The sequence below is a fragment of the Dactylosporangium fulvum genome, assembly GCF_025137375.1.
In the GTDB taxonomy this organism is placed as follows: Bacteria; Actinomycetota; Actinomycetes; order Mycobacteriales; family Micromonosporaceae; genus Dactylosporangium; species Dactylosporangium fulvum.
The window spans coordinates 761,484-775,067 of sequence record NZ_CP073720.1 but is presented as its reverse complement, the minus strand read 5'-3'; the positions used below and the strand labels follow the sequence as shown (position 1 = coordinate 775,067).

Sequence of the window (13,584 nt, the reverse complement as noted above, 5' to 3'; positions counted from 1 at the left end):
ACCTCCACGGTTGCGCTCATGCCGGCACCGTGACACCGAGGTACTGGCCGGTGAGGTCACGCAGTTTCGATTCGTCGAGCGCCGGGCCCTGGTAGGCATACACGATCCGACCGTCCGCGGTGACGAACAGCGTGGCCGGGAGCGACACGAGGGCCTTGTCAACCAGCGGGCTGGCCGCGATGGCGAACTGCTGACCCTTGTCCTCGAGCATCGGAAAAGTCAGATCCTTGGCGTCGATGACGGATCGGGCAGCCTCCGTACGGTCCTTGGTGACGATGCCGACCACGCGGATCTTGCCGGCGCCGGCGGTGGCGACCCGCTGGATGGCTGGAAGCTCGGTGCGGCAGGGCTCGCAATAGGACGCCCACAGGTTGATGATCGTCGGCGTGCCGACGAGGTCGGAGAGGGAGGTCCACCGGCCGCCGTTGAAGCACTGCAAGGCCATGGCGGGCAGCGCCGGTCGGCTCTTGTCGGCCGGGGCAGAGGCCGCTGGGGCGGGGGCCGTGCTGCCTGTCGGGCCGGAGGCCGCCGGGGCGGGTTCGATGCAACGTGGGCCGGAGGGGATCACGGCCGGGTCGTCGGACGGAGCCGTGGCGTTTGCGGTGCAGCCGGCGAGCGCGAGGAGGATTCCGGTGAGGAGGCCGGCCAGCGGCCGGGTGGCGGTCCGCATCGTCATGATGCCATCGCCAACTCGGCGAGTTCGGCTGCTCGCGGGCCCTTCAGCAGTTTGACGGCGGTTTCGAGGTCGGTCGGGCCGATGCCGTACGACGGGCAATCCTTGCGCAGCGTGCAGGCGCCACAGGCCGGTTTGCGCGCGTGGCAGACCCGCCGGCCGTGGAAGATCACGCGATGCGAGAGCATGGTCCAGTCGCGCGGCTCGATCAACTTCGCGACGGCGAACTCGATCTTCACCTCGTCGGTCTCGGTCGTCCATCTCCACCGCTGCGTGAGCCGTTTGAAGTGCGTGTCGACCGTGATACCCGGCACGTCGAAGGCGTTGCCGAGGATGACGTTGGCGGTCTTGCGGCCGATGCCCGGCAGGGCCACCAGCTCGGTCAGCGTGCCCGGCACCTCGCCGTCATGCCGCTCGACCAGCGCCTGGCCCAGCTTGATCAGCGAGTCGGTCTTGTTGCGGAAGAACCCGGTCGGGCGGATGAGCTCCTGCATCTCCGTGCGGTCGGCGGCGGCGTAGTCGGCCGCGGTCGGACACCGTGCGAACAGCTTCGGCGTCACCTGGTTGACCCGCTCGTCGGTGCACTGCGCGGACAGAATGGTCGCGACGGCAAGCTCGAGGGGGTTGGTGAAGTCGAGTTCGCAGTGAGCGTCGGGGTGGATGTGCGCCAGGGCGCGCGCCATCCGGCGGGCCCTCCGCTTCAGACCCAACGCAGTCTCGGTCACGTCGTCCCCTCGCTCTGCTCCTGAAGAGCGGCCCGTCGCTCGATACGAACCACGCACCGACAATACGTCGGAGGGTGACGAGACCCGATCGAGCGATCCTGCCACTTGGCGTACGGCACCATCTCATAACGCCAGAAAGCCGCTCCTCACTATGGCCGACCGCACTCGCGCAGCACCCCGGCATCGACCAATGAGGTCATCGCCTGCACAGGCACTCATCGCGCAGCCACCATCCACCAAGACAACGGCGTTGTGTGTCACAACCCTTCAGGATCATGAGATTCCCAGCGGAGAGTCCATCATCGTGAAGTTTCTTCGGAGTCCTGGCCCCGAGGAAAACTCCACGATCATGAACTTGGGCGGCGGGTTTCATGATCGTGGACGTTTTGCGCGTCTCAGCCCACCGAAACGTCCGCGATCATGCACTGCACCCGGATGGCCTGCCCGCTAGCCTGCCGCTGGGCCGCTGGGCCGCTGGGCCGCTGGGCCGCCGGGCCGCCGGGCCGCCGGGCCGCCGGGCCGCCGGGCCGCCGGGCCGGCCGCTTGCCTGCTGGGCTGCTTGCCGACCCATCCACCTGCCAGCCGGCCTGCCCCACCCACCGGTCGGCCCACCGCCGGTCCACCAGCCCACCAGCCCATCGACCCACCGGCCTGCCCACGCCTGCGCGTCCGCCCGCCTGCACGTCTGCCCGCCCAGCAGCCCACCGGCCTGCCGGCCTGCCCACGCCTGCGCGTCTGCCGGCCTGCTGGCCTGCTGGCCTGCTGGCCTGCTGGCCTGCCCCACCTGCTGCCCCGTTCTGCTGGCCTGGCCGCCCTGCTGGCCGGCGCACCCGCTGGCGGGTCCACGGAGTGCTCGAGTGGCGTGAGCGGCGACTCGTCAACTGCGCCGCCGGGTTCGCCGCGGCCCAAGGGCTCCAGCCGTCCCGCCGCCGCATCAGGCGAACAGAACCCGGAGAACAAACCGAACGGGCGACGAAATCGCACCTTCGGCCCGAAGGTGCGCCCGAAGGTGCGCCCGAAGGTGAGAATGCGTCGCCCAGGACTGTGCTGGCCGTCCACCCCGGCGTCGATGAGGTGGTTCTCACCACCGGCATCGAAGGCAACCCGAGCCGACCGCCAGCCGAAGCAAGCGCCAACCGAGCAAGCACCAGCCGAAGCAAGCACCAGCCGGAGCAGGCGTCAGCCGGCCGCCGGAGGAGTGATCGTGCCGTCCGCGTCGATTTTCGGGCCTGTGGTCGGGAAGTCCTGCTTCGTCAGGTTGGAGACGAACGGGATGGCCTGTTTCTTGGGGTCGGGCTTCGGCAGGCCGGGCGCCACCATGTACGTCGCGGTGAGGGAGCCGCTCTTCCAGGTGCCGTCGCCGGCCAACTGGACCCTGAGCACCCCGCCGATGCCCACCACGCCGTTGTAGCTCAGCGCCCGGTAGCCGGCGAAGTTGCCCAGGCTGTAGGCGATCAGCCGGCCCTTGTAGAACTCCATCGCCCGCATGACGTGCGGACCGTGCCCGACGACCAGGTCGGCGCCGGCGTCGATGACCTTGTGCGCGAAGGCGATCGTGTCGCAGCGGTTCTCGCCGAGGAACCATTCCGTGCCGGGCTTGGTGCGCGTCTTGTCCGAGCCCTCGGCGCCCTGATGGACCTGCACGACCACCAGGTCCGCCTGGCTCGCGGCGTCCTTGATGATCTTCTCCGCGGCGTCGAGGTCGCTGCAGAGGTTCGACCACCTGTACGACGCGAAACCCACCACGGCGACCTTCAGGCCCTTGACCTCGGCGACCGAGATCATGCCCGGCCAGCCCGTGTATTTGATCCCGGCCCCGTCGAGCGCCTTCTGCGAGTTCTTGTACCCCTGCTCGCCGAAATCGTACGCATGATTGTTCGCCATGGTGACCATGTGGAAGCCGGCGTCCTTGAGGTTGTTGACGTAGGACGGCGGGGTCCGGAAGGCGAAGCACGTCTTGCCGGCCGACTCGGCCGAGCACTTGCCGACGCCGGTGTCGTCGGTGAGCGCCTGCTCGAGGTTGCCCATCTGGAAGTCGGCCGCGAGGAACTGCTGGACCGGGTCGAAGAAGCCCTTGCCGCCGTTGGGCGGCAGCCCGTTGGGTGCCATGCCCATGACGATGTCGCCGGTCGCCGTCATCGAGATGCCTTCGGCCGGGCCGGGAACACCCTGGCCGGCCGGGGACCCGGCGGGCGAACCGCCGCCGGCGGCCTGCGGCGCCGCGGACTGGTTGGTCCTCGGCTCGGGATCGTCGCCGCCGCCGAGGAGCGTCGCCGCCCCCGCGGTGCCGGCGCCGATGACGAGCACCGCGATGATGCCGACGAGGATCGCGGTGCGCCGGCCGCGGCCACGGCCGCCCTCGGGTGGGGGCTCGCCGGGCAGCGGGAGCTTGCGCCGGCCCGCGCGCTCCTCGGGCTGATAGGCCTGGGCGGCGTAGAGGTCCTCGGGACGGGTCGGGCCGGGAATCGGGTCGCGCGACCCGCCATACAGCGGTCCGGTCGGCTCACGGAAACCGTTGAACGACCCGGTGGTGTCACGCGGACCGCCGTACATCGGACCGGTGGAGTCGGGAGCACCGCCGAACACGGGCCCGGAGGGCTCGGAGCCGCGGCCGTACACAGGCCCGGTGGCATCACGGCCGCCGCCGTAGACAGGGCCGGACACGGGACCGGTGGGCTCGCGAGGGCCGCCAAACATGGAACCGGTCGGCTCACCCGGCCCGCCGAACGCGGGGCCGCCGGAACCAGGGCCGCCGAACCCACGGCCGCCAGACCCGGGACCGCCAGACCCGGGACCGCCGGAGCCAGGGCCGCCGGAGCCAGGGCCGCCGGAGCCAGGGCCGCCGGAGCCAGGGCCGCCGGAGCCGGGACCACCAGAGCCAGGGCCGCCGAACCCGGGACCACCAGAGCCAGGGCCGCCGAACCCAGGATCACCGGGACCCTGACCAGGACCCTGACCAGGACTTCCCGGTCCAGCCACCCGGGCGCTCCCGGAGGCGCCACCGTTGAACGGCGGGCGCCCGTAACCTTGGCCGCCTCCGGTCGGTTGATCGTGTGACGGGGGGCCATAGCCGGTCCGGTCGTCGCGCCCGTCCGGCTCATCCGGCCAGCGCGACGGTCCTCCGTATACCGTCATGCGATCCCCACCCCAACCTCCGCCGTCATGTTCCCGGCGAAGATATCGCACGCCCTCGACCGTGTATCCGTCCGATTCCAATGCGTTACCATCGCCCGGATCCCTCGTGAGCGCACCGGGTCGACACCCGGGTTGAGCTGTGTGGAGAAGGGCCGCGCCGCAGGTCGGCCCGGACCGTCTGCATGCTGCCCGACGCTCGCCACAGGGTTCTGTGTGCATAAACTGACGTTCGCGTGATCGCTCATAGCGGGCGACGCGCCGACGGATTTGAGGTGGACGCGATGGACGAGGTACTGGCGCGCAGCGGAATTTTCCAGGGAGTCGAGCCCGAAGCTGCGGAATCCCTCGCCAAAGAGATGGAAACGATCGACGTTCGCAAGGGCGAAATCGTGTTCAGCGAGGGCGAGCCGGGTGACAGCCTGTACATCGTGCTGTCCGGCAAGATCAAAGTGGGGCGCCGGGCGGCGGACGGCCGGCAGAACCTCATTGCCGTGATGGGTCCCAGCGACATGGTCGGCGAGCTCTCGCTCTTCGACCCGGGTCCGCGCACGGCCACCGCCACGGCGGTGCTCGACACCAGGCTTGCCCGGCTGCGCAAGCAGGCGCTGCGCCCCTGGCTGACCAACCGTCCGGAGATCGCCGAGCAGTTGCTGCGTGTGCTGGCCCGCCGGCTGCGCCGCACCAACGACGCCCTGGCCGACCTGATCTTCACGGACGTCCCGGGCCGGGTGGCCAAGACGCTGCTGCAGATGGCGGGCCGCTTCGGGACCCGCGACGGCGGGGTCCTGCGGGTCAACCACGACCTGACCCAGGAGGAGATGGCCCAGCTCGTGGGTGCGTCGCGCGAGACGGTCAACAAGGCCCTCGCCGACTTCGCCTCGCGCGGCTGGCTGCGCCTCGACGGCAAGAGCGTGATCATCATGGACCCGGAGCGCCTCGCCCGCCGCGCGCGTGTCTGACCGGAGGGTCGAGAGCAAAGCCGGGAGAACAACACCCGAGGAAAGGCACGAACCGTCTGAACGGTGACGAACCGGTCGAGCGGCGAAGAACCGAGCACGAACCACCTGAGCAGTAGAGATCCGAGCTCGTCCCCGCCGCGCTCGGAATCCCCGTCATCACCCCCGAAAACACCCCAAGCCTTGAGCTGTCCGACAGGACGGCTCAGCTTGTACCCACAAAAAAGTCAGTCTTGACTGTTTGTTTTGCCCGAGCGCAAGCTTGAGCACATGACCGCCGTCCGGGAGCCGCAGCAGGAGCGCAGCCGCGCCACCCAGCAGCGCCTGCTTGAGGCCACCGTCGACTGCCTGTTCCGCTACGGCTGGTCCGGCGCCACGACCACCGTCATCGCCGAGCGGGCCGGCGTCTCCCGCGGCGCCCAACTGCACCACTACCCCACCCGGGCGGCCCTTGTGCTCGCCGCCGTGCAGCACCTCGCCGAGCGGCGCGCCGACGAGATCCGCACCGAGGCCGCGACGCTCACCGGTGACCTCCACGAGCGCGTCGACAAGGTGCTCGACCTGCTGGCGAACGCGTTCACCGGCCCGCTCTTCGTCGCCGCCCTGGAAGTGTGGGTCGCCGCCCGCACCGACCCCGAGCTGCGCGACGCGCTGGTGCCGCTGGAGGCCCGCGTCGGGCGGGAGATGCACCGGCTCACCGTCGACGTGCTCGGCGCCGACGAGTCGAAGCCGGGTGTCCGCGAGGGGGTGCAGGCCACGCTCGACCTGCTCCGCGGGCTCGGCGTGGCCAACCTGCTCACCGACGACGGTCCGCGCCGCGCCCAACTGCTGGCCGCCTGGAAGCAACAGCTCATCACGATCATCTGAGGGAGGGGACGCGCATGGTGGCGCTGTCCGAGGTACTGGCGGATCTGCACGACGAGTCCGAGGCACTGGACCGGCTGGTCAGCTCCCTGCCGACCGAGGACTGGAGCCGCCCGACCCCGGCGCCCGGCTGGACCGTCGCCCACCAGATCTCGCACCTGCACTGGACCGACTCGGTCGCGACCCGCGCGGCGACGAATCCGCAGGAGTTCCTGGAGCGGTTGAGCACGACCCTCGACGACCCGTACGGCTTCGTGGACCGGGCGGCGGCCGAAGGGCTCGCCCCGCCCGACGAGCTGCTGCACCGGTGGCGCGAGGGCCGGGCGGCGCTCGCCGCGGCGCTCGCCGCCGTGCCGCCGGGCGGCAAGCTGCCCTGGTTCGGCACCGCCATGTCGCCGCTGTCCAGCGCCACCGGCCGGATGATGGAGACCTGGGCGCACGGCCAGGACATCGCCGACACGTTCGCCGGCGAGAGTGAGCTCGCCCGGGCCCACCGCCTGCCGACCGACCGGCTGCGGCACGTGGCCCATCTCGGCTTCCGCACCATCGGCCACAGCTTCACCAGCCACGGCCGGCCCGCGCCGGTGCAGCCGTTCCGCGTGGAGCTGTCCACGGTGGACGGGGCACTGTGGACGTACGGTCCCGAGGGCGCCCCGAACCGCATCGCCGGCCCGGTGCTCGACTTCTGCCTGCTGGTCACCCAGCGCCGCAACCCCGCCGACCTCGCGCTCCAGGCCGCCGGGGACGAGGCCGGGGAATGGCTGACCCTGGCGCAGGCGTTCGCCGGACCGCCCGGGCAGAAGCGCGAGCCCCAGAAAGGGGAGGCGACCGCGCGATGAGGATCGGCAACGCCTCCGGCTTCTACGGCGACCGCGCGAGCGCCTGGCTCGAGATGCTCGACGGCGGCCGGCTCGACGTCCTGACCGGCGACTACCTCGCCGAGCTGACCATGCTGATCCTCGGCCGCGACCGGATGAAAGACCCGGCCACCGGCTACGCGAAAACGTTCCTGCGTCAGCTCGAGGGCGTCCTGGGAACCGCACTGGAGCGCGGCACGAAGCTGGTCACCAACGCCGGCGGCCTCAACCCGGCGGGCCTCGCGGAAGCCGTCGAGCGGCTCGCCGAGAGGCTCGGCCTGCACGTCCGCGTCGGATATGTCACAGGTGACGACGTCACCGAGCGGGCCGCCGCGCTCGGCCTGGGCACGCCGCTGACCGCCAACGCCTACCTCGGCGCCTTCGGGATCGCGGAGTGCCTCACCGAAGGCGCCGACATCGTGGTCACCGGCCGGGTCACGGACGCGAGCCTGGTCGTCGGTCCGGCCGTCGCGCACTTCGGCTGGACCCGCGACGACCTCGACGCGCTCGCCGGCGCCACGGTGGCCGGACACATCCTGGAGTGCGGTGCCCAGGCGACCGGCGGCAACTTCGCCTTCTTCACCGAGCTGCCGGACGGCGGGCGCCGCCCGGGCTTCCCGCTCGCCGAGCTGCGCGCCGACGGCAGCGCCGTCATCACCAAGCACCCCGGCACCGGCGGCGCGGTCACCGTGGAGACCGTCACCGCCCAGCTGCTCTACGAGATCGGCGCGCCGGCCTACCTCGGGCCGGACGTCGTCACGCACTTCGACACCATCGAGCTGCGTGCGGACGGCCCGGACCGGGTGCTCGTGCAGGGTGTGCGGGGCAGCCTTCCGCCGCCGACGCTCAAGGTGGGTGTCAACACGCTGGGCGGCTTCCGCAACTCGATGACGTTTGTCCTCTGCGGCCTGCAGATCGAGCAGAAGGCCGCGCTGGTGCGCGACCAACTGGAGGCGGCTGTCGGCGGCGACGGGCTGGAGTTCGTCCTCGCGCGGACCGACCGCCCCGACGCCGAGGACGAGCAGGCGGCGAGCGCGCTGCTGGCCGTACACCTCAAAAGCCAGGACCCGAAGCGGGCCGGACGCACATTTTCGCAGGCGGCTGTGGAGCTGGCGCTGAGTTCGTACCCCGGCCTGACGCTGACCGGCCCGCCCGGCGACGCCACGCCCTTCGGCGTTTTTTCGGCCCGGTTCGTACCGCATGAGGCCGTCGAACACGTCGCGGTGCTGCCGGACGGCACGCGCCGTCCCATCACGCCGCCGGCGAAGACCGCTGACCCGCCGCCGGCGAAATCGCCGGAGACCGGGTCCTACCGGGGGCCCACCACAAGGGCGCCGTTCGGGACCCTGTTCGGGGCGCGCTCGGGCGACAAGGGCGGCGACGCGAACGTCGGCGTCTGGGCGCGCGACGACGCCGGTTACGCGTGGCTGCGCGGATTCGGCACCGATGAGTTCAAGGCGCTGCTGCCGGAGACCCGCGACCTGACGGTGGAGCGGTTCGAGCTGCCCAACCTGCGCGCGGTCAACTTCGTCGTCCACGGCATCCTCGGCGAGGGGGTCGCGGCGAGCACGCGGTTCGACCCGCAGGGCAAGGCGCTCGGCGAATGGCTGCGTTCGCGGGTCGTCGATCTGCCGAGTGAGCTGCTGCCATGACGGATTTGTTCGTGACGGAGGAGCGCCGGCGACTGCGCGAGCTGACCCGCGCGTTCGTCACCAAGGAGGTCCTGCCGCAGCTGCGGGCGTGGGAGGACGCCGGGGAGGTGCCGCGCGAGCTGCACCGCAAGGCCGCACAGGTCGGGCTGCTCGGCGTCGGCTTTCCCGAGGAGGTCGGCGGATCCGGCGGCGACCTGATCGACACCGTCGTGATCACCGAGGAGCTGATTCAGGCCGGCGGGTCGTCGGGGCTGGTCGCGGCGCTGTTCACGCACGGCATCGCGCTCCCGCACATCGTCGGCAGCGGCAACGCGGACCTCATCGACCGGTACGTGCGGCCGACCCTCGCCGGCGAGAAGATCGGCTGCCTGGCGATCACCGAGCCAGACGGCGGCTCCGACGTGGCGGGCATCCGCACCAAGGCGACGACCGACGGTGACCACTACGTCGTGAACGGTACGAAGACGTTCATCACCAGCGGCGCCCGGGCCGACTTCGCGACCACGGCCGTGCAGACCGGTGACGGCTTCGCGCTGCTTGTCGTCGACGGCGGGTTCACCGTCACCCGAACGTTGGACAAGATGGGGTGGCACTGCTCCGACACCGCGGAACTGTCCTACGTGGACGTCCGCGTGCCGGTGAGCCACCGCGTCGGCGGGTTCGCCGAGCTGATGACCCACTTCGCCACCGAGCGGATCTCGTTGGCGGTGCAGGCGTACGCCACCGCGCAGCGCTGCCTCGACCTCACACTCGCCTGGGTCCGCGACCGGCACACGTTCGGCCGGCCCCTCGCCGGCCGCCAGCTGGTCCGGCACCGGCTCGCCGAGATGGCGCGGCAGGTCGACACCGCCCGCACGTACGTCCGGCACGTCGCCCAGCGTGTCGCAAGCGGCGAGCGACTCGTTACGCAGGTGGCGATGGCGAAGAACACCGCCGTACTGGCCTGCGACCACGTCGTCGACCAGGCCGTGCAACTGCACGGCGGCCTCGGCTACCTGCGCGACGCCGAGGTCGAGCGTCACTATCGCGACGCCCGCATCCTGGGCATCGGGGGCGGGACCACGGAGATCATGAACGAGATCATCGCGAAGCAGTTGGGGGTCTGAGGCATGCCGATCCTGACGAGCAACCTCGACCCACGGGGACCGGTCTACCGGGAGAACCGCGAGGCCATACTCGAGCGGCTGACCGAGCTGGAGTCGGCCCTGCGGCAGGCGCGCGGCGGCGGTGGCGAGAAGTACGTGACCCGCCATCACGCGCGCGGCAAACTCCTGCCCCGGGAGCGCATCGAGCTCCTGGTCGACCGGGACGCGCCGTTCCTGGAGCTGTGCCCGGTCGCGGCGTGGGGCACCGACTACCCGGTCGGGGCGAGCGTGGTGACCGGCATCGGCATCGTCGAGGGCGTGCCGTGTGTCATCGTCGCCAACGACCCGACGGTTCGTGGCGGCGCCGTCAACCCGTACTCCCTGAAGAAGACCCAGCGGGCCCACCAGATCGCCCGCGAGAACCGGCTCCCCATGGTCAACCTGGTCGAGTCCGGCGGCGCCGACCTGCCCCAGCAGGCGGAGATCTTCATCCCGGGCGGCGCGGCGTTCCGCGACCTGACCCGGCTCTCGGCGGCGCGGATCCCGACGGTCGCCGTGGTCTTCGGCAACGCGACGGCGGGCGGCGCCTATGTCCCCGGCATGTCCGACTACACGATCTTCGTGCGCGACCGGGCCAAGGTGTTCCTGGCCGGGCCGCCGCTGGTGAAGATGGCGACCGGCGAGACGGTCGACGACGAGACGCTCGGCGGCGCGGTCATGCACGCCACCCGCTCCGGCCTCGCGGACTTCGTGGCCGAGGACGAACGGGACGCGCTGCGGCTCGCCCGCTCCTGCATCCGGAACTTCGCCCCGTTCACCAACCGCACATACGGGTCCGAGCCGAAGTTCGACGTCGACGACCTCCTCGGCATCCCGTCCGCGGACCTGCGCGTGCCGTTCGACCCCCGCGAGATCCTCGCGCGGATCCTCGACGGCAGCGAGTTCGACGAGTTCAAGCCGGCCTACGGCACCGCGCTGTGCACCGGCTGGGGAGCGATCCACGGCCACCGCGTCGGCGTGCTGGCCAACGTCCGCGGCGTGCTGTTCTCGCAGGAGGCGCAGAAGGCCGCGCAGTTCATCCAGCTCGCGAACGCGAGCGGGACCCCGTTGCTGTTCCTGCAGAACACGACCGGCTACATGGTCGGCAGCGAGTACGAGCAGGGCGGCATCATCAAGCACGGCGCGTTGATGATCAACGCGGTGGCCAACTCGCGGGTCCCGCATCTGACGGTCAACATCGGCGCCTCCTACGGCGCGGGCAACTACGGCATGTGCGGGCGGGCCTTCGAGCCCCGGTTCCTGTTCACCTGGCCCAACGCCAAGTCCGCGGTGATGGGCCCGCAGCAGCTGGCCGGCGTGCTGTCGATCGTGGCCCGGCAGGCCGCCGAGGCCAAGGGCCACGCGTACGACGAGGAGCAGGACCGCACGATGCGGTTCATGGTCGAGCACAAGGTCGAGCAGGAGTCGGCGGCGCTGTTCCTGTCGGGCCGCCTCTACGACGACGGCGTGATCGACCCCCGCGACACCCGCACCGTTCTCGGCATGTGCCTGGCGCTCGTCGGCGCCGGCGATCCGGCACACTTCGGCGTCTTCCGACACTAGGGGTACAACGTGATTCGCAGGCTGCTTGTCGCCAACCGCGGCGAGATCGCACGCCGGGTGTTCGCCACCTGCCGCGCCATGGGTGTCGAGACCGTCGCCGTCTACTCCGACGCGGATGCCGACTCGCCGCACGTCGCCGAGGCCGACTACGCCGTACACCTGCCCGGCAGCGCGCCGAGCGCGACGTACCTGCGCGGCGACCTGCTCATCGCGGCCGCCCGCAAGTGCGGCGCCGACGCGGTCCACCCCGGCTACGGCTTCCTGTCGGAGAACGCCGACTTCGCCCGCGCCGTGATCGACGCCGGGCTGACCTGGGTCGGGCCGTCGCCGAAGGCCATCGCGATGATGGGCTCGAAGCTGGAGGCGAAGGCGCTGCTGGCCGAGGCGGGCGTGCCGATGCTGCCGACCGCGGTCGAGCCCGAGCAGGTCGACACGTTCCCCGTGCTGGTCAAGGCGTCCGCGGGCGGCGGTGGCCGGGGTATGCGGGTGGTCCGCGACCGCGAGACGCTGGCCGAGGCGGTGGCCGCGGCCCGTCGTGAGGCTGCGTCGGCGTTCGGGGACGGGACCGTCTTCTGCGAGCGGTACGTCGAACGCGCCCGCCACATCGAGGTCCAGATCATGGCGGACTCGCACGGCAACGTCGTGCCTCTGGGCGAGCGCGAGTGCTCGATCCAGCGCCGCCACCAGAAGATCGTCGAAGAGACGCCGTCCCCGGCGGTCGACGCGCAGCTGCGCGAGAAGCTCTGCGAGGCGGCGATCGCGGCCGCCCGGGCGGTCTCCTATGTCGGCGCCGGCACGGTCGAGTTCCTGCTCGCGCCGTCCGGCGAGTTCTTCTTCCTGGAGATGAACACCCGCCTGCAGGTCGAGCACCCGGTCACCGAGTGCGTGGTCGGCGTCGACATCGTGCGACTGCAGCTCGCCGTCGCCGAGGGCGCGACGCTGCCGTTCAGCGGCCCGCCGCCGCTGCGGGGCCACGCGATCGAGGTACGCCTCTACGCTGAGGATCCGGCGTACGCGTGGATGCCGTCGACCGGCACCCTGCACCGCTTCGACGTGCCGGGCGTGGGCCACACCTTCGGCCCGATGCCGACGCCCGGCCTGCGGCTCGACTCGGGTGTCGCCGACGGCTCGGTCATCGGCGTGCACTACGACCCGATGCTCGCCAAGGTGATCGCCTGGGCGCCGACACGGGCCGAGGCGGCACGCATGCTCTCCAACGCGCTCGCGCGGGCCCGGATCCACGGCGTGACGACCAATCGCGACCTGCTGGTGCGGGTGCTGCGGCACGCCGCGTTCCTGTCCGGCGGCACCGACACCGCCTTCCTGGACCGCCACCCCGAGGTCTTCGCGCCGCTGCTCTCGTCGGTCGACGCGGTCCGGCTGTCGTGCCTCGCGGCCGCGCTGGCCGGCGCCGCCCGGCGGGCCAAGAGCGCCCTCCTGCCCGGCCTGCCGTCCGGCTGGCGCAACGTTCCCAGCGTGCTGCAAACGGTGGTGTACGAGGGGCCGACCGGCACGATCGAGGTGGGCTACCGGCTGGACCGGTCCAACGACCTCGCCGCCTGGGCGGTCCGCCGGATCGACCCCGAGGACATCGGGCTCCCCGGCGCCGCCCTCGACCCCGCGGGCGCGCCCGACCACCCACCGGTGGCGATCCTCTCCGCGACCGGCGACCGGGTCGTGCTCGACGTCGCCGGGGTCCGGCTCCAGTTCGGGGTGCACGAGGTCGACGGGGTGTCGTTCGTCGACAGCCCCGAGGGCTCGGTGACGCTGACCGAACTGCCGCGGTACCCGCTGCCCGGCGCCGAGCAGCCCGAAGGCTCCCTGATCGCGCCGCTGCCCGGCGCGGTCGGCCGCGTCCTCGTCGCGCCCGGTCAGCGGGTCGCCGCCGGCGAGCTGCTGCTGACCGTGGAGGCGATGAAGCTCGAACACCCCGTGCACGCCCCCACCGACGGCGTCATCAGCGACCTGCGGGTCGCGGCCGGCTCGCAGGTCGAGTCGGGTGCCCTGCTGGCGGTACTGACGCCTCCATAGAAAG

The 13,584-nt window shown here is 71.4% G+C and carries 10 protein-coding genes; 7 read left to right on the top strand and 3 right to left on the bottom strand.

Annotated features, from left to right (window positions below):
• Nucleotides 1–16: 16 nt before the first annotated feature.
• The 3 genes from Dfulv_RS03540 to Dfulv_RS03530 form a co-directional block, all read right to left on the bottom strand.
• Nucleotides 17–568 carry a TlpA family protein disulfide reductase gene (locus tag Dfulv_RS03540; RefSeq protein WP_259861172.1) on the bottom strand — a complete coding sequence of 184 codons (552 nt, stop codon included), beginning with the start codon at nt 566–568 and terminating at the stop codon, nt 17–19.
• Nucleotides 569–672: 104 nt separating this feature from the next.
• Entirely contained in the window at nt 673–1,356 is a 684-nt protein-coding gene (gene nth, locus Dfulv_RS03535; protein ID WP_259867359.1) for an endonuclease III, read from the bottom strand.
• Between the two features lie 1,221 nt (nt 1,357–2,577).
• A complete protein-coding gene (locus tag Dfulv_RS03530) occupies nt 2,578–3,951 on the bottom strand; it encodes a CapA family protein (RefSeq protein ID WP_259861171.1) in 1,374 nt (457 codons plus the stop codon).
• Nucleotides 3,952–4,814: 863 nt separating this feature from the next.
• Between Dfulv_RS03530 and Dfulv_RS03525 the strand changes: the two genes are divergently transcribed.
• From Dfulv_RS03525 to Dfulv_RS03495, 7 genes are all read left to right on the top strand, one after another.
• Nucleotides 4,815–5,492, top strand: a complete 678-nt coding sequence (locus Dfulv_RS03525; RefSeq protein ID WP_033363643.1) for a Crp/Fnr family transcriptional regulator — start codon at nt 4,815–4,817, stop codon at nt 5,490–5,492.
• Between the two features lie 267 nt (nt 5,493–5,759).
• Entirely contained in the window at nt 5,760–6,356 is a 597-nt protein-coding gene (locus Dfulv_RS03520) for a TetR/AcrR family transcriptional regulator (RefSeq protein ID WP_259861170.1), read from the top strand.
• Nucleotides 6,357–6,370: 14 nt separating this feature from the next.
• Nucleotides 6,371–7,192: a TIGR03084 family metal-binding protein gene (locus tag Dfulv_RS03515; protein ID WP_259861169.1), complete on the top strand. Its 822-nt coding sequence runs from the start codon at nt 6,371–6,373 to the stop codon at nt 7,190–7,192.
• On the top strand, nt 7,189–8,862 hold the full coding sequence (locus Dfulv_RS03510) for an acyclic terpene utilization AtuA family protein (protein WP_259861168.1): 1,674 nt from the start codon (nt 7,189–7,191) through the stop codon (nt 8,860–8,862). Before Dfulv_RS03515 ends, Dfulv_RS03510 begins: the two co-directional genes overlap by 4 nt.
• Nucleotides 8,859–9,968 (top strand): acyl-CoA dehydrogenase family protein, encoded by a 1,110-nt coding sequence (locus tag Dfulv_RS03505; protein WP_259861167.1) that lies wholly within the window; start codon nt 8,859–8,861, stop codon nt 9,966–9,968. Before Dfulv_RS03510 ends, Dfulv_RS03505 begins: the two co-directional genes overlap by 4 nt.
• A gap of 3 nt (nt 9,969–9,971) precedes the next feature.
• Nucleotides 9,972–11,549: an acyl-CoA carboxylase subunit beta gene (locus Dfulv_RS03500; protein WP_259861166.1), complete on the top strand. Its 1,578-nt coding sequence runs from the start codon at nt 9,972–9,974 to the stop codon at nt 11,547–11,549.
• A gap of 9 nt (nt 11,550–11,558) precedes the next feature.
• On the top strand, nt 11,559–13,580 hold the full coding sequence (locus Dfulv_RS03495) for an acetyl/propionyl/methylcrotonyl-CoA carboxylase subunit alpha (protein ID WP_259861165.1): 2,022 nt from the start codon (nt 11,559–11,561) through the stop codon (nt 13,578–13,580).
• The last annotated feature ends 4 nt before the right edge of the window (nt 13,581–13,584 follow it).

Excerpts from the sequence above, each read along its gene's own strand:
- Dfulv_RS03500 (WP_259861166.1), top strand. The coding sequence starts at position 9,972 with ATGCCGATCCTGACGAGCAACCTCGACCCACGGGGACCGGTCTACCGG.
- nth (WP_259867359.1), bottom strand. The coding sequence starts at position 1,356 with ATGGCGCGCGCCCTGGCGCACATCCACCCCGACGCTCACTGCGAACTC.
- Dfulv_RS03510 (WP_259861168.1), top strand. The coding sequence starts at position 7,189 with ATGAGGATCGGCAACGCCTCCGGCTTCTACGGCGACCGCGCGAGCGCC.
- Dfulv_RS03525 (WP_033363643.1), top strand. The coding sequence starts at position 4,815 with ATGGACGAGGTACTGGCGCGCAGCGGAATTTTCCAGGGAGTCGAGCCC.
- Dfulv_RS03505 (WP_259861167.1), top strand. The coding sequence starts at position 8,859 with ATGACGGATTTGTTCGTGACGGAGGAGCGCCGGCGACTGCGCGAGCTG.
- Dfulv_RS03515 (WP_259861169.1), top strand. The coding sequence starts at position 6,371 with ATGGTGGCGCTGTCCGAGGTACTGGCGGATCTGCACGACGAGTCCGAG.
- Dfulv_RS03530 (WP_259861171.1), bottom strand. The coding sequence starts at position 3,951 with ATGTACGGCGGTCCGCGTGACACCACCGGGTCGTTCAACGGTTTCCGT.
- Dfulv_RS03520 (WP_259861170.1), top strand. The coding sequence starts at position 5,760 with ATGACCGCCGTCCGGGAGCCGCAGCAGGAGCGCAGCCGCGCCACCCAG.